This is a genomic window from Roseicyclus sediminis, assembly GCF_025515305.1.
GTDB lineage: Bacteria > Pseudomonadota > Alphaproteobacteria > Rhodobacterales > Rhodobacteraceae > Roseibacterium > Roseibacterium sediminis.
The window spans coordinates 97,604-116,638 of the sequence record NZ_JAOPHT010000007.1 but is presented as its reverse complement, the minus strand read 5'-3'; the positions used below and the strand labels follow the sequence as shown (position 1 = coordinate 116,638).

Here is a 19,035-nt window from a genome sequence, read left to right as displayed (position 1 = left end):
TCCCATGATCGACGTTCAGAATCTCGGCAAGTCCTTCACGCTGCACAACCAGGGCGGCGTGACGATCCCGGTGCTCACGGGCGCGGGTTTCAGCGTGCGGCCCGGCGAATGCGTGGCGCTGACCGGCGAGAGCGGGGCCGGCAAGTCCACCGTCATGCGCATCCTCTACGGCAACTACCTGGCGCAGGCGGGGGCGGTCAGGATCGGGGGGCTCGACATCACGAGGGCCGAGCCGCGGGAGATCCTCGCGCTGCGGCGGGAGACCCTGGGCTATGTCTCGCAGTTCCTGCGCGTCGTGCCGCGGGTTCCGACGCTCGATGTCGTGGCCGAGCCGCTTCTGGCGCTGGGCGTGGCCGAGGAGGAGGCGCGGGAGCGCGCGCGCGCGCTTCTGACCCGGCTGCGCATCCCCGAGGCCCTCTGGTCGCTGTCTCCCACGACCTTCTCGGGCGGCGAGCAGCAACGTGTGAACATCGCGCGCGGTTTCGTGCATCGTTACCCCGCGCTTCTGCTCGACGAGCCGACGGCGAGCCTCGATGCGCAGAACCGCGAGACGGTTCTGTCCCTGATCGAGGAGGCCAAGGCCTCGGGCGCGGCGATCGTCGGCATCTTCCACGATCTCGAGGCCCGGGCGCGCGTCGCCGACCGGGAGATCGACGTGACGGGTTTCTCGCCGGGGCGGGCGGCATGAGCGCCGGCCGGCTCATCGCGGTTGTCGGGCCGTCGGGCGTGGGCAAGGACAGCCTGATGGAGGCGCTCTGCGCGCGGCGGCCGGACCTGCACCGGGTGCGCCGCGTCATCACGCGCGATGCGGAGGCGGGCGGCGAGGAGTTCGAGGCGGTGAGCCCCGCGCTTTTCGCGGCGCGCGCGGCGGGGGGCGACTTCGCGTTGCACTGGCAGGCCCACGGGCTGAGCTACGGCGTTCCGGTGGCGGTGGACGATGTCCTCTCGCTTGGCCGCGATGCGCTGGTGAACCTCTCGCGCGGGGTGCTTGCGAAGGCGGCGGTCCGGTTCGGAAGCCTGCATGTGCTGCACGTCACGGCGCGGCCCGAGGTGCTGGCGCGGCGGCTGTCGGGGCGCGGTCGGGAAAGCCCCGGTGAGATCGCGCGGCGCCTCGCCCGTCCGGCACCGGACTTTCCCCCGGGGCTGCAGGTGACGGAGATCGACAATTCCGGGGCGCTGGACGGTGCCGTCGAGGCGGCGATGGCCGCGCTCTATCCCGAGAGGGTGTAGCGATGGACGAGGTGGAAACGACCCGTGTCGTCCTCGCCCACGAGGCAGAGGCTGCCGATCCGGAAGGGGCGCGGCAGGACGGGCGCGAAATGTGCCGCGAGCGCGTCGCGCGCGATGTCCGCGGCCTCCGGTCCGAGCCTTCCCGTCAGCGTGAGATGGAAGCGGAAGTCCTCCATCACGTAAGGGTAGCCCCAGCGGAGCAGGTTCTCCTCCTGCCGCGCGGTGAGGTTCGCTTTGCGGCGCCGGGCAAGCTCGGCCTCGGCGGGCGGGGCGCGGAACCGGTCGAGCGCCATGACCGTTTCGGCGGCGAGATCCGCCAGCGCCGCGCTCGGTGCGGTCGGAACCACCGCGATGAAATTGCCCAGACGCCGCACCTCCAGCAGCGGGATCTCGACCGGGGCCCGGGTGGAGCAGAAGGCCCGCGCGGCCTCGTCGAGCATGGCCGCGTCGGTGCCGGTCGCCAGGCGGAAAGGCGGTTTCACCGTGCCGTGGAAGCCGTATTTGCGCGGCGTCGCGGTCAGGGCGTCGGCCGGTCCGGGCAGGCCCGCGACCTCCGGATGCCCGACCTCGCGGCCCGCGACACAGTCCCATCCCAGCCATTCCGCGCCCGCGTCGTGGAACCTGCCCTCGGGCAGGACATATATTCCGTAGCGCCCGTATCCTTCAGCCGACATTGAGACCTCCATGCCCAGAGACCAGCCCCTGATGCCCGAGACCCGGACCCTTGCCAATGCGCGCCTGATCCTGCCCGGCGGCGAGGTGCGCGGGCGCATCTCGTTCGCGGGCGGCGAGATCGTGGAGATCGCGACGGGCGCGGACGTGCCCGCGGGCGCGACCGATTGTGAGGGCGACATCCTCGCGCCGGGGCTGGTGGAGCTTCATACCGACAACCTCGAACGCCATATCCGTCCGCGCCCCTCCGCCGACTGGCCCCACGCTGCGGCCATCGTCGGCCATGACGCGGAACTGGCGGCCTGCGGGATCACCACGGTCTACGACGCGATCCGGGTGGGCTCGATCGAGGGGAAGGGCGGCATCGGCTGGTCGCGCTATGCCCGCAACCTCGCCTCCGAGCTTCTGGCGATGCGCGAGGCCGGGGCGCTGAAGATCAGCCATCACCTGCATCTCAGGGCCGAGATGTGCTCGCACTCGCTGATCGACGAGCTGGCGGAGTTCGGCCCGGAGGACCGGATCGGGATCGTCTCGCTCATGGACCATACGCCCGGGCAGCGGCAGTTCGCGGATATCGGGCAGTACCGGACCTACATGATGGGCAAGCACGGGATGTCCGAGACGGTGTTCCGCGAGCACGTGGAGACGCGGCAGGCGCTGGGCGCGCGGGTGCGCGAGGGCCATGAACGGGCCGCGGTGGAGGCGGCGCAGCGCTTCGGGGCGGTGCTGGCGAGCCACGACGACACCACGGCGGGCCACGTTGCGCGCTCGGCCGCGCACGGGATCGCGCTCGCCGAGTTCCCGACCACCGAGGAGGCCGCGCGCGCCTGCCGGCAGCATGGCATCGCGGTGATGATGGGGGCGCCGAACCTGATCCGGGGCGGATCGCATTCCGGCAACGTCTCCGCCGCGCGCCTCGCCGAGGCGGACCTGCTCGACATCGTGTCCTCCGACTACGTGCCTTCGGCGCTGCTGTATTCCGCGGTGCGGCTGGCGGAGATCTGGCGTGACTGGCCGCGGGCGATGGCCACCGTCAGCGCCGCGCCGGCCCATGCCGCGGGGCTTGTGGACCGGGGATGGCTGGCCGAGGGGATGCGGGCCGACATGGTGCGGTTCCGCACGGTGGAGGGCGTGCCCGTCCTGCGCGGCGTCTGGTCGGCCGGGAGCCGCGTCGCCTGACGCCCGCGGCCGCGCGGGACGGCCGGTGCCGCGTTGCGTATTTTTGGAAAGATGAAGGGGCGGGACCTTGTCAGCAGGCAAGGCCTTCGCGCTCCAGGTAGGCCATGGCCTGGGGGATATGGGCGCTGTCGCGCAGTTCGAGGACCAGGTGCGGGCGCCGGGGCAGGGCCGCGAGGGCGCCGAAGACCGAGGCCCAGTTTATCGTGCCGCGTCCGGGCGCCCAGTGCCGGTCGGCGAAGCCGTCGGTATCTTGCAGGTGGACATGGTCGAGCCAGTCGCCCGCGGCGACGACGAAGTAATCGACCGGCACCGAGCCTTCCGCGACATGGACGTTGTGGGCATGGCCGGTGTCGATCGAAAGCCGCACCGCCGCGCTGTCGAAGCTGCGGGCGAGGTCGAGCCGGTCCATCGGCGAGATGTCGTCGCAGTTCTCGATCACCAGCGTCACGCCGTGATCCTCGGCGCGTTTCACGACGGGGGCCATGACGTCGTGGCAGGCGGCGATGATGCTGTCCTTGAGCGAGGGACGGTTGCCGCCGCCGGGCTTGTCGCCGAAGTTGCGGTAGTCCCAGATCGTGAAGGGCGAATGCACGACCATCTGCCGTGCGCCGAGCGCGATGGCGGCTTCTAGCCCGGTGAGGAAGCGCCGGGTGACGATCGGCATGAGTTCGGGGTCGTTGCAGTTCATCGGCACGTCGACGAAGGGGCCGTGGATGCCGAGCCGCCCGCCGAAGCCGTCGAGCGCGGCCTTCGCCTCGGCCACCCGGCCGCGCCAGTCGCCGAGCAGGACCTCGGTCGAGAAGAAATCCTGGATCTCGAGGTCGCGCTGTCCCTCGATCAGCCAGTCGCGGTAGGTCGCGAGTTCGCTCACCGGGAGCGCCGCGCCGATGCGGATCGGTGTCATCTGTGCCTGCTCCTCTCGCCGTCAGAAGACCTGCCGCCCCTCGCGCCAGACGGCCTGGACGAGAGGCTGGTCGCCCGCCATCCGGACCGCCACGAGGTCGGCGCGGAGGCCTTCCTCGATCCGGCCGCGGTCGTCGAGACCGGCGATCCGGGCGGGCGTGCCGGAGACGAGCGCCATCGCGGCGGGCAGATCGTGCGGCAGCGCGGGATCGGCGGCAAGACGGAACGCGGCATCCAGCAGCGAGCGCGGCACGTAGTCCGAGGCCAGCGCATCGACGAGGTCGTGGGCGAGAAGCTCCGCCACCGCGACATTGCCCGACTGAGAGCCGCCGCGCAGGTAGTTGGGCGCGCCCGCGACGATGGCCATTCCGGTTGCGCGCGCGCGGGCGGCGGCGGCCATCGTCGTGGGGAATTCCGAAACGTGGAGGCCCTCGTCCACGGCGGCGTCCACGTGTTCGACGGTACGGTCATCGTGGCTCATCGCCGGGATACCGGCGCGTCTCGCGGCTGCGAGCACATGGGCGCGCACCTCGGCGCCGCGTGTGCGCGAGCGCTCGAAGAGGTCGTCCATCATCGCGCGGCCCGTGGCTTCGTCGACCTCCATCTCGTGGATCATGTGGTTGAACCAGCGGTCGATGTCCGGGCTTTGCCGGTCGCCGGGCGTGTGGTCCATGATCGAGACGAGGCGCGTCAGCGGATGGGACATGGTGGCATCGGCCAGCGCCATGGTCGCGGGGTCCGAGATCTCGCAGCGCAGGTGCAGGAGATGCTCGGCGCGGAAGGCGCCGGCGCGCTGGCCGGCATCGAGGGCCGCGACCAGCGGTTCGAGGATCTCGCGCCGCTCGGGACGTTTCATCGATGCCCCGACCGAGAGCGAATCGAGCACGGTCGTCGTGCCGCCCGAGATCACCACGGCGTCATGGGCCATGAGCGCCGGAAGAAACGGCCAGAGAACGGTCGTGCGCGGGTGGGTGTGGCGTTCCACGTGGTCGGTGTGCAGATCGACGATGCCGGGGATCAGGAAGGCGCCGCCGAGATCGATGCCGTCAGAGGCCTGCGTCAGTCCCGCGATGCGTCCGCCCTCGATCCGCAGGCCGCCTTCGACCACCCCGCGTGGCGTGACGATGCGCGCCTTGCGGAGCGTGAGGTCGGGAAGGGTCGGGTGGTCGAACATGATGGTCGCCTCCGGGTCGCGTCGCCCCACCCAAGAGGCGCGTTGCGTGACAGGCATATGGAGGCGCGGTGACGTTTGCATGACATCGCGCGACCCCGCGCAGGTCGTATTGCGCCACCTCGGGCGATTCTTTCGCGGCGGCGCGGGAATGGCTGGCTTCCGGCTCGCCCGAGGGGCGAATAATCCAACAAATGCGCCCTGTTGTCGGTTGCCCGGCCCTGCGCCCGGGCGCGTTCTCGGGGCATTGCGGGCGGGGGAATCAGCGTCAATTCAAGGCGCTGGCGGGCCGTCACACATCTTTCACCAATCCTTTGCGCTGCCATCACACTCCGTCCCTAGCCACGGCGTCGACGGGGTCGGGCCAGGGCCGCCTCCGCGCTGACACACATCCAGGGGGACTACCCGATGATCAGACAGACCATGACCGCGCTCGCCATGGGCGCGACCGCACTCACCTCCACCGCCGCCTTCGCACAGGACTGGCGCGACGAGGTTCCGGTGTTCCGGATCGGCCTGCTCGGCGGCGAGAACGAGGCCGACCGGCTGCGCGAGCATTCCTGCCAGCAAGCCTTTCTCGAAGAGCGTCTTGGCGTTCCGGTCGAGCTCTATCCCGCATCGGACTACGCGGGCGTCATGCAGGGCCTTCTGGCCGGTCAGCTGGAATTCGCGGGCCTCGGCTCGGCGGGCTATGCCGGCATCTACCTGCAGGACCCCGACGCGGTGGAGCCGCTCTACACCACGATGCAGATCGACGGTTCGCTCGGCTATTATTCGGTCATGTACACGCGCGCCGACAGCGGCATCACCTCGCTTGAGGAGATGGAGGGCCGCAGCCTCGCTTTCGCAGATCCGAACTCGACCTCTGGCTACCTCGTGCCGCTGGCCGAACTGACCGAGATGGGCATCGATCCCGATGCCTACTTCTCCGAGACCGGCTTCGGCGGTGGGCATGAGCAGGCGGTCATCGCGGTTCTGCAGGGCCAGTACGACGCGGGCGTGACCTGGACCTCCGGCGTCGGCAACATCGACGAAGGCTACAGCCGCGGCAACCTGCGCTCGATGGTGGACAAGGACATGCTCGACATGTCGGAAATCCAGATCATCTGGCAGTCCAACCTCATCACCAACGGCCCCCGCGTCGTCCGCTCGGACCTGCCGCAGGAGCTGAAGGACCTCGTCATGGGGGCGATGATGCAGTTGCAGGTCGTGGACCGCGACTGCTTCGACGCGATCAACGACGGCGAGTCGATGGGCTACTGGCCGATCAGCCAGGAATTCTACGAGCCGATCATCAACATGCGCCGGCAGGCCGCCGGCACGCGCTGAGCCGCCGAAAGGCGCGGGGGCCGGTATGCGACACCGGCCCCCGCGTCTCGTTTCCGGGGCCTCGCGGGGGAGAGCGCCGGCCCGGGTCATTCGTGACACCTGAACCCTTGGGGCACCCATGCTGAAACTCGAAAAGCTGACGCGCCGTTTCGGCGACAACCTCGCCGTCAACAACGCGAACCTCGTCATTCCCGATGGCCAGATGGTCGGCATCATCGGCCGGTCCGGTGCCGGGAAATCGACGCTTCTGCGCCTGCTGAACCGTCTGATCGACCCGTCGGAGGGACAGATCCTGTTCGGCGACACCGATATCGCCCAGCTCAACGGCCGCGAGCTTCGGGCCTGGCGCTCGGATTGCGCGATGATCTTCCAGCAGTTCAACCTCGTCGGCCGCCTCGACGTGGTGACGAACGTGCTGACCGGCCGGCTCTACGACCTGCCCGCGTGGCGGTCCCTGACGCAGGTCTTCACGCCGCGCGAGCGCGCCTTCGCGATCCAGGCGCTCGACCGGCTCGGCATGGCGCATACCGCGCTCCAGCGGGCCGAGACGCTGTCGGGCGGTCAGCAGCAGCGCGTCGCCATCGCCCGCGCGCTGGCGCAGGAACCCAAGATCCTGCTGGCCGACGAGCCCATCGCCTCGCTCGACCCGATGAACGCCAAGATCGTGATGGACGCACTGCGCGACATCAACCGGCAGGACGGGATCACTGTGATCTGCAACCTGCATACGCTCGACACCGCGCGGACTTACTGCGACCGGATCATCGGGATGCAGGACGGGCGCATCGTCTTCGACGGGACGCCGGACCTCCTGACCACCGCCATGGCGCGCGAGATCTACGGGGCCGAGGCCGACGAGGCCTTCAACGAGGCCGCGACCTCGACCGCGATCCCCGCCGCCATGCCCGTTCCGGCCTGACAGGACATCCTCACATGACCGACATCCCCATGCTGGGCGGCTCCGCCGGCGCATCGGGCGGCGCCCCGCGCGACGCCGTTGCCGTCTTCGAGGCGCATCGCGCCGAACTGAAGGCCTCGCGGCGCGTCTGGAACATCGTCGCGCTGGGCGCCTTCACGCTGGCGCTCGGCCTTTCGATCTGGATCAGCAACTTCTACCCCGACCGGCTGGCCAGCGGCGTTCCTCGGATCTTCGAGTATTTCGGGACGATCATGCCCGACCTGCAATGGGATGTTCTCTTCGAGGGGCGGACCGAGGACGGGCGCGCCGTGCCGGGCTCGCTCACCTTCTGGTACACCGATTTCTGGACCTACGTCGAACTGATCTGGGAAACGATCCTGATGGCGATCACCGCCACCCTGATCGGGACCGCGGTGGCCTTCGCGCTCAGCTTCCCGGCGGCGGCGAACCTCTCGCCCAACAGCTGGATCTACTGGATCTCGCGCCGGTTCCTCGAATTCTGCCGGGGCGTGCCGGAGATCCTGCTGGCCCTCCTTTTCGTCTTCATGATCGGGATCGGGCCACTTGCCGGCGTCATGGCCGTCGCGATCCACACGGCCGGGGCGCTGGGCAAGCTGTTCGCCGAGGTGAACGAGAACGCCTCCGACCGGCCCATCGAGGGCATCACGGCCGTCGGCGGCAACTGGTTCGAGAAGATGGCCTATGGCGTGACCCCGCAGGTCCTGCCGAACTTCTTCAGTTATGCGATGCTGCGTTTCGAGATCAACGTGCGCGCCTCCTCCATCATCGGTTTCGTGGGCGCGGGCGGCATCGGGCAGGAACTGAACCGCGTGATCTCGTTCTACTCCGACGACCGGGTGCTGGCGGTCCTGATCCTCGTCGTCCTGATGGTGACGGTGATCGACCTCATCTCCGAGCGCATTCGCCTCGGCTATATCGGGCGGGAGAACTTCGCATGAGCATGGCATCCATTGCGGCGATCACGCCCGAACAGATCGCCACGGCCCGCGCAACCCATCCCGGCGCCTTCGGGAGCCTGGGCGGCCAGGTCCGGCGCTGGGGCTGGCTGGCGGCGGCGGTCGTCTACGTCATCGTCTCGATGTGGTACTTCGATTTCGGCCGGCTTCTCGACGCCTCCGAGCGGGTGCTGGCCCTCCTGCGCGCCTTCGTGGTGTGGGAGGACATGGAGACCTGGCAATACGCCAACATCTATCGCGGTATCGCGCAGACGCTGGCGATGGCCTTCCTCGGCACGCTTCTTGGCACCATCGGCTCTCTCGTCATCGGCTTTCTCGCCGCGCGGAACGTCATGCCGATCCGCCTTGTGCGGCAGGTGATCCGCCGTTTCCTCGACATCCTGCGCGGCATCGATCAGCTGGTCTGGGGCCTCGTCTTCGTCCGGGCCGTGGGCCTAGGGCCGCTGGCGGGTGTGCTCGCCATCTTCATCTCGGACCTCGGCACGCTGTCCAAGCTCTATTCCGAGGCCATCGAGAACATCGACCGCAAGCAGGTCGAGGGCGTGAAGGCCACGGGTGCGGGGCCCTTGGCCGTGATCCGCTACGGCTATATCCCGCAGGTCCTGCCGGTGTTCATTTCCCAGTCGCTCTATTTCTGGGAATCGAACACGCGCTCGGCGACGATCCTCGGCATCGTCGGCGCGGGCGGCATCGGCATGATCCTGATCGAGCGCTTCCGCGCCTCGCTCTATGACCAGGTGGCCTTCGTGGTGCTGAACGTCCTGGTCATCATCTTCGCGATCGACTGGCTGTCCAAACGCATCCGTCTCTGGGCCATCGGGGCGAAATCCGAGTAGGTCCACGTGTATCGGGACCGAAGGCCTCCGCGTCCGGCGCGGGGGCCTTTTTTCCTTGCATCGGGCCGCGGGGCCGCCGCAGGCTGCGACCCATGGTGATCGACGGGCTGCAATACGCCAACTGGTCGGAGAAGATCTTCCGGCAGATGCGCGAGGGCGGTGTCGATGCCGTGCACGTCACCATCGCCTATCACGAGATGTTCCGCGAGACGGTCGCCAATATCGAGGCCTGGAACCGGCATTTCGAGCGCTTCCCCGACCTGATCCGCCACGCGAGAACGGCCGACGACATCCGCGCGGCGAAGGCCGACGGCGTTACGGCCATCGTCTTCGGCGCGCAGACGCCCGCGCCGATCGAGGACGATATCGGGCTCGTGGAGATCCTCCACACCCTCGGCCTGCGCTTCATGCAGCTCAGCTACAACAACCAGTCGCTGCTGGCGACGGGCTGTTACGAGGCGGAGGACCCGGGGCTGACCCGCATGGGCCGCGAGGTGGTGGCCGAGATGAACCGCGTGGGCCTTGTCGTCGACATGAGTCATTCGGCTGAACGCTCGACGCTCGAGGCGATCGAGGTCAGCGCACGGCCCATCGCCATCACCCATGCCAACCCCGCAAGCTGGCACCCCGCGCGGCGGAACAAGTCCGACACCGTCCTGCGCGCGCTGGCCGAAAGCGGGGGGATGCTGGGCTTCTCGCTCTATCCCCATCACCTGAAGGGGGGCAGCGACTGCACGCTCCAGGGCTTCTGCGAGATGGTCGCACGGACGGCGGAGATCATGGGGGTGGAGCGGCTGGGCATCGGGACCGACCTCTGTCAGGATCAGCCCGACAGCGTGGTGGAGTGGATGCGCGTGGGCCGCTGGACCAAGCGCGTCGACTACGGCGAAGGCTCGGCCGATGCGCCGGGGTTTCCGCCGATGCCGGATTTCTTCGCCGACAACCGCGATTTCCCCCGCCTGCGTGAAGGGCTGCGCGCCGTGGGCTTCGATGCGCAAGAGGCCGCCGCCATCATGGGCGGCAACTGGCTCCGGTTCTTCGAAGAGAGCTTCGGGGCGCGCGCATGACGGCGCTGCGGTCTCCCGATACCGTGATGCGGCTTGCGCGTATGGGCGCCTCGCACCCGACGCGGCTGAGCTTCATGCGTGTCCTGCTCCGGGGGCTGGCGGACGGCGGCTGGACGGCGGACCGGCCGCTCTGGGAGGTGGACGGCGATGGTGTCGGACGCGCGGTATACCGCGTGCGCGGGCAGGGTCAGACCTACAGCCTCGTGGCCTTCGCCCATGACCTGCCGGACGAATTGCGCTCGGACCGCGTGATCGCGGAGGCCTGGGATGCGACCTTCGCGCTGGTCGACGGGGAGCCTTCGGCCGAAGATCTCGACCGGCTCGCGGCCAATGTCCCGAAACAGGAGGCGGGACGGGTCAGCGACCGCGAGCTTGTCCTGTCCCGTGCCAACCGCTCGGGTCGGCTCTGGGCGCATGTGGTCGACCGGCTTGCAGAAGGGCGGCAGCCCGACGCGGCGCTGATCGACGAGGTCGGCTACCTCATGCGCACGACCGCCGTCTATGGCTCGGGCAAGTTCGGCGCCGCGGATCACGAGGCGCTGAAGGGCAGGGCGCTGATGGACGGGCCGTTCCGGGCCGAGATGTTGGCCGTCTGGCTGATCCGCGCCTTCGTCGCCGACCTGGCCGAGCACGTGGCGCGCGTGCGCGGCGGTGCGGGCGCCGCGCGGCTCGATCCGGCGTTGCGCCGCAGCCTCGGGATCGGCAATGCGACCGGGCTCGGGATGGCCCCGTTCCTCGTGAACCACCCCGACCTGCTCCACGCCTGGATCGCCGCGCGCGAGACGGCGCTCGGGCGGGTGCGGGACCTGCCCGTTGCGTCCGCAGACAGTCGTGCGGCCTTCTCCCGCGCGCTCGCCGGGGCACAGGAGGCCGCGCTCCGCTGGCGCACGCGCGACCCCGTGCAGGCGGCGAAATGGGACGGCCTACGCCGCGACATGGCGCGGCTTTCCAGCCATGTCGCCGACGGCGCCCTCGCCGGGGCAGCCCCCTGGGACGCTCTCTGGCGCTGGGCCGAGGACAGTCTCGGCCTCGAGGGGCAGGAGATGTGCCTGTCGCTGATGCTGGAGCCGCATGGTGAGCTTGTCGACGACCTGGCCGATACCATGGGCGCCGACGAGATCGCCGGGTTCGCGATCGACGGGGCGATACCGCTGTCTTTGCTGCGCGAGATGCTGAGCGATGGCTTCGGCTGGGCGCTCGGGACGGATTACGCGGCGGCGGAGGCCTCTGCGCGGTTCTGGTATGTCTCCGAGGCCAAGCTGGAGCCGCGCCTTGGCGAGCGCTACGCCGAACCGGGGGCGGAGCTCGAACAGCCGCTCGACATCGCGCGGGCCGCCGCGGCGCTGAAGCGCGATCTGGACGGCGCAGGCGAGGCGAGTGTAGCCGGTTTCCTGGCCGCGTATCCCCGCCATCGCCGCATCGTCCGGCGGGTGCAGGCGCTCGACCGCGCGCCCTATCGCGAGATCCGCGACAACCTGCTGTCCGCCGACATGCGCCCGATCGACATGCTGCGCTGCAAGCTCGCCTTCTTCGGGGCGACGAATTTCGATCCCCGCTCGGACCGCTGGCTGCGCATCACGATGTACCAGGGCGCGCCCTATCCCGACGAGTTGCACGCGATCCCGGCGGATGGGTGGCTGCACCATGCGGGGGCGCGCCTCGCCGAGGCCGCGGAATGAGCGGGACACGCACGCTTGCCGAGATCCGCGCGACCTGCACCAAGGCCGCGCGCGGGGCGGGATGCCCCTGGGGCCTGGCCGAGGAGGCGGGCCTCGCGGTGCGGGTGCTCGAGGCGCACGGCCTGCCGGGCGTGTCGGTGCTCGCGCGGCTGTTCGAGGGGCCGAGGGATTGCCAGCCGGGTTGCAGCGCGGCACCGCGATGCGGGCTGAAGGCGATGGCGGCGCTGTCCGACGATCCGCGTGCCGTGCCGAAGGGGCACGTCGCCGCGCCACTGCTGCTGGCCGCGCCGCTCCTGATGGCCGCACGGAAAGGGGCGGCGGCGATGCTGCGATGGGAGGGGGCGGATATCGGTTGCAGCGGCGGCGGCGTCGTGGCCGACGGCGCGCTCGACGCCGCGATCGCCGAAGGCCTGTCGGTCGAGACCGTTGCGCTCGGCACCGGGGTGCCCCGGCCGCCCGACTGGCGCAGCCGCCCCGTCGATCCCGCCCACTGGGCCGCGCTCGAGGCGCTCGCCGCGCGGACGCTCGTTCCCGAAACCGAAGCCTCGCGCCGCGCGGGTGCGGGCCCCGACACCTGACAGGAGGTCCCATGCTGGTCGGCATCGCCGAGATCGAGGAAACGAGCCGCGCGGCGCTGATCGCCCATGGCGCGGGGTCGTGGCAGGCGGCGGAGGTCGCACGCGCCATCGCCCGAGCCGAGGAAACGGGCAACGTGATCTGCGGCCTCTACTATCTCGAATCCTATTGCCTGCAGCTGGTTTCGGGCCGCGTCGATGGGCGGGCGGAGCCCAACGTCTCGCATCCCCGCCCCTGTGTGGTTCGCGCCGATGCCCGCTTGGGCTTCGCGCAGCCCGCCTTTTCGCGGGCACTGCCCGAGGCTGTCGCCGCCGCCCGCGCCGGCGGCATCGCGAGCCTCGCCGTCTGCCATTCGCACACCTGCACCTCGCTTGGCTTCTTTACCGAGCGCATCGCCGCCGAGGGGCTGATCGGCATGGGCATGACCAATGCCTCCGCGATCGTGGCGGGCCCCGGCGGCCGTCGCCCCGTGCTCGGCACCAACCCCTTCGCGGTGACCATTCCCGGGGACGGCGCGCCCGCGCTTCATGCAGATTTCTCCACCTCCGCAGTCGCGCTCGGACGGATCACGATGGCGAAAGCGGCGGGCGAGCCGATCCCCGAGGGCTGGGCCGTCGACGCGGAGGGACGGCCCACGACCGACCCCGAAGCGGCGCTTGCCGGCGCGCTGCTGTCGGCCGCGGGCCACAAGGGATGGGCGCTGGGGCTGATGGTCGAGGCTTTCGCGGCGGGCCTCACCGGGTCGGTCAATTCGCTCGACGTGAAGGGGCTGAAGTCGCCCGATGGGCCGCCGCACGATCTGGGGCAGTTCTACATCCTGATCGATCCGGGCGCCCATGACCCGGCCTTCGGCGCCCGGTTCGCCCGTGTGGCCGAGGCGCTGGACGAGGATCCGGGCGCGCGCATTCCGGGCGTGCCGCGCCGACATCTCGATCCCGTCGAGGTGCCCGACGCGCTCTGGGCGCTGGCCCGGAACCTCGCCGGAGCCTGACGCGCGGATCAGGCCTCGCGGCTTTGCCGCTGGGATGGCGCGTTGGAGCCGAGCGCGGCTTCGGGCCCCGGCGCGGTCGGCGGCTCCCCCAGACGCGCGATCACCTCGCGGGCGTGTGCGGCGTCGCCATCGGCCATGAGGACCTCGGCCATGAGCGCGCGCAGACCAGTCGCCTCGGGCGTCCGTTCCAGCCCGCGGACGAGGATCGCGCGCGCCGCCATCAGGTCGTCATGGTGCATCGCGATCCGCGCGCGCGCCGCCTCGAGCGATGCTGGGTCTGCCGTCCGCTCGCGGTCGGCGCGGGCGACCAGATCGCGCGCGTCGCGGACCCGTCCCGCGGCCAGCCGTGCCGGGATGAGCGCGTCGAGCGCCGCCGCGGTCAGCGGGGCCTGCGAGAGCCTGTCCGCCGTGTCCTGCGCCGCCTGCACTTCGCGCAGCCCGAGCTGCGTCAGCAGCAGCAGCCGCAGAAGGTCCGGATCGCCCGGCCTCGTGCCCAGACCCTGTTCGGACAGGCGCGCGGCCAGCCTCAGATCTCCTTCCGAAAGCGCGGCCGTGATTCCCGACCGCTCGATCCGCCTCGCCGAGCCGGCTTCGCCACTCATCGAATGCCCCCGAAGTCCAGTGTCCACCCCAGTTCGGTCACACCCGTTGCGCACCCGGACGCACGAGGCATGCCGTCCGCAGAAGACGGTGCTGGATCTCGTTCGATTGTGGCGCGAGGCGTTCCCTCGACACCTAGAAAAGACGGCGGTCGGTTAATACTTCGTTAATGACCGTTGCGTCGGGATGGATCGCAGGTGCGATTGCGCCCGGCGTGCCGGGTTTTCGGGCGGCGTCGTAACGTCTTCGCGAAAAGCCCCGAGGTTGGGGTTCCCGCCGTTGCGTCATTTGCCGAGTTGTTGCAACAATCCGGCCCGAGTTTTACCCAACGGTTGCGCCACGACTGGCGGTTCCGAACCCGCATTTACGAATGGAGCCTTTCGTGCCGAGACCTCTTGCCGCTTCCCGCATCGCGACCGCCGCGCTTGCCCTCGTCCTCCCTGCCGGGGGGGTGGTGGCCGAAGGTATCGCGCCGCCCGACGCCGCCACGGTCGAGGCCCGCCTCGAGGTTCTGAATTCCCCGGTTCCGGGGTCGATCTGGGCGCTTCAGCCCTGGATGAACGCTCAGGAGGCAACCGACGCGGAGGGCACGCTCTACCGCCTGACCTCCTTGAATCCGCGGGTGAATTCCTGGTTCGTGCTGGAAGTGGCCCCGGCCGGGGGGCGCTCCGCCTTCTACCACCTGGAAAACGCCGACGCCGACCTGTGGCAGGTTTCGCTGGCGGAAACGGAAAACGGTCCGCGCCTGCGGCTCGAGGACGATCTGGGCGATGTCGTCCTCTGCGATCCCTGGGCCGGAGAGCTTGCCGAAGCGCGCGCGACCGGTCTGCCCTATGCGCCGGTCTGCGACTGGAGCCTCTTCCTGCGCAATCCGGTGCAGGGCAACCGCACCACGCGCGAGGCGGTCTCGGATTTCCTGCGCGAAAACGTCATCTTCGGCGACAGTATCGTCAACCTCATCAAGGGCGCCTTCTACGAGGACGCCTTCATGGTCTCCTCAGAGGAACTCGATACCGCCGAGGAGGTCAGTGGCGTCGAGCTTCTGGGAACCGCGCTTCTCGACCGGGCGCCGGTGATGCGTCCGGCGATGGGCTTCGACCTTCTCGGCGCCGAGGCCGGCATGCAGGCCGGAAGCTGGTACGAGGTCGACGGCGCGCCCGGGATCTACGCCAGCGTCATGCAGCCCGGCATGATCGCGCAATCGGTCTTCGACGTGCCCGGCGCAAACTGGCTCGACGGGGTCGAAAGCGGGGCGGACGTCTATCTCGTCGCCTTTGACATGGCGCGGTTCGACATCGGCTACGAGCTTGGCACCGATCACCCCGACCTCGGCTGGTCCTCACGGCCCTCCAACCGCCATGGCGGCGCCGGGCCCGACGGGTTCTCGCGGCCCGATCCGCTGGTCCTGAACGGAACGCTCAGCCCCTCGCTCGTGGAAGACGTGGCAGCGGCCTTCACCGGCGGGTTCAAGCGCGACCACGGGGCGTGGCGCTTCGGCGACTACGCGACCTTCAACTTCGGCCACCATTACGGCTTCGTGCAGCAGGGCGTGATGCTGTCGCGGCTCTGGCCCAATCTCGCGACGCTTTACGTCACGCATGACGGCGAGGTTCACATGGAGACGTGGACGGAAGGCCACGCCGAGGTCCTGCCCGAGCTTGTCATGGCGCGGCAGAACGGTGTGCCGCTGATCGAGAACGGCGTGCCGGGCGACCGCGTGACGTCCTGGGGCGGCGGCAACTGGTCCGGCTCGGCCGAGGCGAACCTGCGCACCCTGCGCGCCGGCGCCTGCCTGCGGACGGTCGGCGACCGGCCCTTCCTGATCTACGCCTATTTCTCGACCGCCACGCCGTCGGCCATGGCGCGCACGTTCCAGGCCTACCAGTGCGATTACGCAATGCTCCTCGACATGAACAGCCAGGAGTTGACGTACATGGCGCTCTACCTGCACGAAGGCGACGAGATCGAACCGCGCCATCTGGTGTCCGGCATGGCCGACGTCGATGTGCGCGGCAGCCGCGGCACGCGCATCCCGCGCTTCGTCAGCGCACCGGACAACCGAGACTTCTTCTACCTGGTAAGGAGGGACTGATGGGGGGAACGATGGGCATGGACCTGCTGGGACGGAGCCGCCGCGCGCTCGGCGCCGCGCTGGTGGCACTGACGGCGATGGGCGCGGGGGCGGCGCAAGCGCAGTCCCTGGCCGAGCGCAACGAGATCATGTTCCAGCAGATGCAGCAGGTTCGCGGCGTCTCGGGCAGCGAGATCCAGCGCATCCGCCAGATCTTCGCGGCCTCGCCAAATGGCTGGATGGGCCAGGGCAACCCCGCCGTCACGCAGCACCCCCTCAGCCCCGAGCAGGCCGCCGCACGCCTCGGCGGATCGGTCGCCCAGATCCAGGAGAGCTACCGCAACCGCCAGTACGAGCGGATCTGCGGCGAGCGCTACATGGTGCCGCTCTACGATCCCGCCACGCAGCGGCCGGAGGATGCCACCGTCTGCGCCGACATGTTCGAGTATCCCAACATCCCGATGGTCTACCCGGTCGTCTGGGTCCGCGCCAACGAGGCCGCGCAGCTGTGTGCTGCCGAGGGCAAGCGGATGGGCGACGCCCATGAATGGGAAGGTGCCGCGGCCGGCCAGCTTCTGCCGCCCGACTACCCGTTCGACATGATCCGCGGCATGGGCGGCTCGGCGGCGGTGAACACGATGCGCTCGTGGCACAACAACCGCTACGCCTCGACCAGCGGCACCTACTCGATCGGTGCCTGGCGCTCGGGCGTCTGCGCCACGGGCAGCTTCAAGAACGCCTCCTGCAATGGCGGCAGCTTCACCGGATGCGGCTCGAACACCTATCCTGCCGGCTCCTTCCCGGACTGCCGCAGCCCGCTCGGGGTCTACGACATCGACGGCAACGCGGCCGAGCATATGAACCTCCCCCTTTCGGAGGACCAGATGGCCAGCCGTGGCTCGACCACGCTTGGCGTGACCGAGATGAAGGGGTCATGGTTCATCTGGGACACGATCCGCGCGCATGAGCACTGGGCCCGCTGGCGGGCGCCGTTCTGGCATGGCAGCCGGGTGATGTCGGAGGCGAGCCACCGCAACTATCACCTCGGGTTCCGCTGCTTCCGGGACATCCGCTGAGGCGTTGATCGCACGGGGCAAATCCCGTGCAAGGGATTTGGGCAAAGCCTTGCAAGGCTTTGCCTCCCGCGCGGGAGCGCGGGAAAGCGTCTTGCAAGACGCTTCTGCCGTCCTTGCAAGGACGGCGCGCTGCGGAAAGGTTCAGAGAGACGCGAGCCGGATCGTCGCCGAAGTCAGCGGGCCTTCGCTGTTGAGCAGACCCGCGTAGGTTCCGTCGGTCAGGAGGCCGCGCAGGTCGACCGGCCTGCCATCGACATAGGCCGTGCGGCTGACCAGGCGGATGCCGTGGCTGTAGTCGGCGTAGTACTCGCCATGCACGGTCGACAGCGGCTGGATCGGGTCGCCGTTGCCGCGGTGCCAGCCATAGATCGCGACGCGTCCGCGGTTGTTGGACAGGCGGTTGGCGAGGACGAGGTCCTTCTTGTGCCCCGCGACGAGGAGGCCGTCCCGCGCGCCCGCTTCGGCGAACTGCGCGTCGAGCGTCGCGTCGTGGCGCATGAAATAGTCGGTGGAGGACATCTGCGGCCCCGGTGGCATGGGACGAGGCGACACGCGCAGATCCGCCTGCGCATAGATCGCATCGACCATCCGCGTCGTGGGCAGCATCATGTCGAAGGCATCCGCCACGCGCAGCGCGGCGGGCAGGCCGAGCGGGACGCGCACGTGGTCACCATCCGAACCGACGGCCAGGTAGTCGGGCGTCACGCAGATGACGATTTCCGTCTGGCGTCCACCCACGGATCCCGTGAAGCGTACGGGCTGGAGCTCGCGCAGATGCGTGGGGACGTTGCCTGACAGGGCCTCGGCGACGATGGCGCTGTCGCGGCTCGAGCCCGACCCGTTGCCGACCCGCGCCATGATGGCCGATCCGCCGGCCGCGCCTCCGGAACGGCGCGGGATCGCTCGGGCCAGGCGGTTGGAGCAGGGGTTGGCGCCCGCGCGCGGCGGGAAAAGGCGGCCGCGGTCGGCATCGCCCAGCCGTGCCGGGGGAAGGGCCGCGTCGGGCGCCTCGGCCCGCGCGACCTCGATCGTGGCGGCCGCGGCCGGCGCGCGCGTGGCGATGGCCGCCGGAACACGGTCGGCGAGGCCGCTGGGCCGCAGCGCGGGGCGTGGGCTGACATCGAGCAGAAGTGGGTTCACGGCGGCTTGCGGGGCCGCCACCTCGGGCGCCACGGCCGCGAGTTCGGTCACGCCCTCGGGGCGCGCGAGCGGGGTGCGCAGGCTCAGCGCGATCTCGGGCGACAGGCTGCGGGCGGCGCGCAGGAGCGGTTCGACCTCCGCAGTGTCGCGGCTATCCGCGACAAGCGGGCCGCTTACGTCCGGCAGCGCTGCAAGGATCGCGCCGGCATCGCCCGGGCGGACCGGCGTTTGCCTGGCGGGCAAGGCATCGGTGAAGCGGGTGAGAGCGGCGGGCGCCGCCTCGGCCACGGGATAGCGGCGCGGTTCGGCGGCCGGGGGCGTCGCCTCCGCCTCCGCGGTTTCCACCACCGCGGCCGGGACCGCGCGCGCGCCATGAAGCGCGTCGTAGACGTTCGACACGACCACGAAGCTGCACAGCGCCGACACGACGGAGGAAACGGCCACCGTCGCGATGACGGCGTCGACCGATGCCTGGCCCGTGCCACGGCCACTGGTCTGGCCTATGCCGGTGATGCCCCTGAAACGCACCGCGAGCGATGCGTAGACTGTCCCATTCATGGGAATCGGCGATAAGCGCAAAGTGTTGCTCCCGCAACAACGCCGGGTGGAAATGTCTTGA

The 19,035-nt window shown here is 69.8% G+C and carries 18 protein-coding genes; 13 read left to right on the top strand and 5 right to left on the bottom strand.

The window, feature by feature from the left end; translation table 11 throughout:
* The first annotated feature begins 4 nt into the window (after positions 1–4).
* Positions 5–688: a phosphonate C-P lyase system protein PhnL gene (gene phnL, locus N8I71_RS11265; protein ID WP_262878083.1), complete on the top strand. Its 684-nt coding sequence runs from the start codon at positions 5–7 to the stop codon at positions 686–688.
* The gene (gene phnN / locus N8I71_RS11260; protein ID WP_262878082.1) at positions 685–1,230 is read left to right on the top strand and encodes a phosphonate metabolism protein/1,5-bisphosphokinase (PRPP-forming) PhnN; all 546 of its coding nucleotides are present in this window, start codon (positions 685–687) and stop codon (positions 1,228–1,230) included. Before phnL ends, phnN begins: the two co-directional genes overlap by 4 nt.
* On the opposite strand, the gene N8I71_RS11255 is transcribed toward phnN, so the two are convergent.
* Positions 1,212–1,904, bottom strand: a complete 693-nt coding sequence (locus tag N8I71_RS11255; protein WP_262878081.1) for a DUF1045 domain-containing protein — start codon at positions 1,902–1,904, stop codon at positions 1,212–1,214. The genes phnN and N8I71_RS11255 overlap by 19 nt on opposite strands.
* Positions 1,905–1,914: 10 nt before the next feature.
* Here N8I71_RS11255 and N8I71_RS11250 point away from each other — a divergent pair, with 10 nt between their 5' ends.
* The gene (locus N8I71_RS11250) at positions 1,915–3,081 is read left to right on the top strand and encodes an alpha-D-ribose 1-methylphosphonate 5-triphosphate diphosphatase (protein ID WP_262878080.1); all 1,167 of its coding nucleotides are present in this window, start codon (positions 1,915–1,917) and stop codon (positions 3,079–3,081) included.
* A gap of 70 nt (positions 3,082–3,151) precedes the next feature.
* On the opposite strand, the gene N8I71_RS11245 is transcribed toward N8I71_RS11250, so the two are convergent.
* Both N8I71_RS11245 and N8I71_RS11240 read right to left on the bottom strand, forming a co-directional pair.
* Entirely contained in the window at positions 3,152–3,985 is an 834-nt protein-coding gene (locus tag N8I71_RS11245) for a sugar phosphate isomerase/epimerase family protein (RefSeq protein ID WP_262878079.1), read from the bottom strand.
* A gap of 21 nt (positions 3,986–4,006) precedes the next feature.
* Positions 4,007–5,158, bottom strand: a complete 1,152-nt coding sequence (locus tag N8I71_RS11240; protein ID WP_262878078.1) for an alpha-D-ribose 1-methylphosphonate 5-triphosphate diphosphatase — start codon at positions 5,156–5,158, stop codon at positions 4,007–4,009.
* 405 nt (positions 5,159–5,563) lie between these two features.
* Here N8I71_RS11240 and phnD point away from each other — a divergent pair, with 405 nt between their 5' ends.
* The 8 genes from phnD (at position 5,564) to N8I71_RS11200 (ending at position 13,529) form a co-directional block, all read left to right on the top strand.
* A complete protein-coding gene (gene phnD, locus N8I71_RS11235; protein WP_262878077.1) occupies positions 5,564–6,484 on the top strand; it encodes a phosphonate ABC transporter substrate-binding protein in 921 nt (306 codons plus the stop codon).
* 118 nt (positions 6,485–6,602) lie between these two features.
* Positions 6,603–7,403: a phosphonate ABC transporter ATP-binding protein gene (gene phnC / locus N8I71_RS11230; RefSeq protein ID WP_262878076.1), complete on the top strand. Its 801-nt coding sequence runs from the start codon at positions 6,603–6,605 to the stop codon at positions 7,401–7,403.
* A gap of 14 nt (positions 7,404–7,417) precedes the next feature.
* Positions 7,418–8,362: a phosphonate ABC transporter, permease protein PhnE gene (gene phnE, locus N8I71_RS11225; RefSeq protein WP_262878075.1), complete on the top strand. Its 945-nt coding sequence runs from the start codon at positions 7,418–7,420 to the stop codon at positions 8,360–8,362.
* Entirely contained in the window at positions 8,359–9,216 is an 858-nt protein-coding gene (phnE, locus tag N8I71_RS11220; protein ID WP_262878074.1) for a phosphonate ABC transporter, permease protein PhnE, read from the top strand. The genes phnE (N8I71_RS11225) and phnE (N8I71_RS11220) overlap by 4 nt, the downstream gene beginning before the upstream one ends.
* 92 nt (positions 9,217–9,308) lie before the next feature.
* Entirely contained in the window at positions 9,309–10,283 is a 975-nt protein-coding gene (locus N8I71_RS11215; RefSeq protein ID WP_262878073.1) for a dipeptidase, read from the top strand.
* Complete coding sequence (locus tag N8I71_RS11210) at positions 10,280–11,962, top strand: hypothetical protein (protein ID WP_262878072.1); 1,683 nt, start codon at positions 10,280–10,282, stop codon at positions 11,960–11,962. The genes N8I71_RS11215 and N8I71_RS11210 overlap by 4 nt, the downstream gene beginning before the upstream one ends.
* The gene (locus tag N8I71_RS11205) at positions 11,959–12,540 is read left to right on the top strand and encodes a DUF3726 domain-containing protein (RefSeq protein WP_262878071.1); all 582 of its coding nucleotides are present in this window, start codon (positions 11,959–11,961) and stop codon (positions 12,538–12,540) included. The genes N8I71_RS11210 and N8I71_RS11205 overlap by 4 nt, the downstream gene beginning before the upstream one ends.
* An 11-nt stretch (positions 12,541–12,551) precedes the next feature.
* Complete coding sequence (locus N8I71_RS11200) at positions 12,552–13,529, top strand: Ldh family oxidoreductase (RefSeq protein WP_262878070.1); 978 nt, start codon at positions 12,552–12,554, stop codon at positions 13,527–13,529.
* Positions 13,530–13,537: 8 nt separating this feature from the next.
* Here N8I71_RS11200 and N8I71_RS11195 read toward each other — a convergent pair whose 3' ends face one another.
* Positions 13,538–14,131 carry a tetratricopeptide repeat protein gene (locus N8I71_RS11195; protein ID WP_262878069.1) on the bottom strand — a complete coding sequence of 198 codons (594 nt, stop codon included), beginning with the start codon at positions 14,129–14,131 and terminating at the stop codon, positions 13,538–13,540.
* 380 nt (positions 14,132–14,511) lie between these two features.
* On the opposite strand from N8I71_RS11195, the gene N8I71_RS11190 reads away from it, so the two are divergent.
* Entirely contained in the window at positions 14,512–16,221 is a 1,710-nt protein-coding gene (locus tag N8I71_RS11190; protein ID WP_262878068.1) for a hypothetical protein, read from the top strand.
* A complete protein-coding gene (locus tag N8I71_RS11185) occupies positions 16,221–17,276 on the top strand; it encodes a formylglycine-generating enzyme family protein (protein ID WP_262878067.1) in 1,056 nt (351 codons plus the stop codon). Before N8I71_RS11190 ends, N8I71_RS11185 begins: the two co-directional genes overlap by 1 nt.
* A 141-nt stretch (positions 17,277–17,417) precedes the next feature.
* Here the strand turns inward: N8I71_RS11185 and N8I71_RS11180 are convergent, their stop codons facing one another.
* On the bottom strand, positions 17,418–18,974 hold the full coding sequence (locus N8I71_RS11180) for a serine/threonine-protein kinase (protein WP_262878066.1): 1,557 nt from the start codon (positions 18,972–18,974) through the stop codon (positions 17,418–17,420).
* Between the last annotated feature and the right edge of the window lie 61 nt (positions 18,975–19,035).

What these genes read in the sequence shown, in the direction of transcription:
- phnL (WP_262878083.1), top strand. Translation starts at nt 5, where the DNA reads ATGATCGACGTTCAGAATCTCGGCAAGTCCTTCACGCTGCACAACCAG.
- phnN (WP_262878082.1), top strand. Translation starts at nt 685, where the DNA reads ATGAGCGCCGGCCGGCTCATCGCGGTTGTCGGGCCGTCGGGCGTGGGC.
- N8I71_RS11255 (WP_262878081.1), bottom strand. Translation starts at nt 1,904, where the DNA reads ATGTCGGCTGAAGGATACGGGCGCTACGGAATATATGTCCTGCCCGAG.
- N8I71_RS11250 (WP_262878080.1), top strand. Translation starts at nt 1,915, where the DNA reads ATGCCCAGAGACCAGCCCCTGATGCCCGAGACCCGGACCCTTGCCAAT.
- N8I71_RS11245 (WP_262878079.1), bottom strand. Translation starts at nt 3,985, where the DNA reads ATGACACCGATCCGCATCGGCGCGGCGCTCCCGGTGAGCGAACTCGCG.
- N8I71_RS11240 (WP_262878078.1), bottom strand. Translation starts at nt 5,158, where the DNA reads ATGTTCGACCACCCGACCCTTCCCGACCTCACGCTCCGCAAGGCGCGC.
- phnD (WP_262878077.1), top strand. Translation starts at nt 5,564, where the DNA reads ATGATCAGACAGACCATGACCGCGCTCGCCATGGGCGCGACCGCACTC.
- phnC (WP_262878076.1), top strand. Translation starts at nt 6,603, where the DNA reads ATGCTGAAACTCGAAAAGCTGACGCGCCGTTTCGGCGACAACCTCGCC.
- phnE (WP_262878075.1), top strand. Translation starts at nt 7,418, where the DNA reads ATGACCGACATCCCCATGCTGGGCGGCTCCGCCGGCGCATCGGGCGGC.
- phnE (WP_262878074.1), top strand. Translation starts at nt 8,359, where the DNA reads ATGAGCATGGCATCCATTGCGGCGATCACGCCCGAACAGATCGCCACG.
- N8I71_RS11215 (WP_262878073.1), top strand. Translation starts at nt 9,309, where the DNA reads ATGGTGATCGACGGGCTGCAATACGCCAACTGGTCGGAGAAGATCTTC.
- N8I71_RS11210 (WP_262878072.1), top strand. Translation starts at nt 10,280, where the DNA reads ATGACGGCGCTGCGGTCTCCCGATACCGTGATGCGGCTTGCGCGTATG.
- N8I71_RS11205 (WP_262878071.1), top strand. Translation starts at nt 11,959, where the DNA reads ATGAGCGGGACACGCACGCTTGCCGAGATCCGCGCGACCTGCACCAAG.
- N8I71_RS11200 (WP_262878070.1), top strand. Translation starts at nt 12,552, where the DNA reads ATGCTGGTCGGCATCGCCGAGATCGAGGAAACGAGCCGCGCGGCGCTG.
- N8I71_RS11195 (WP_262878069.1), bottom strand. Translation starts at nt 14,131, where the DNA reads ATGAGTGGCGAAGCCGGCTCGGCGAGGCGGATCGAGCGGTCGGGAATC.
- N8I71_RS11185 (WP_262878067.1), top strand. Translation starts at nt 16,221, where the DNA reads ATGGGGGGAACGATGGGCATGGACCTGCTGGGACGGAGCCGCCGCGCG.
- N8I71_RS11180 (WP_262878066.1), bottom strand. Translation starts at nt 18,974, where the DNA reads ATGAATGGGACAGTCTACGCATCGCTCGCGGTGCGTTTCAGGGGCATC.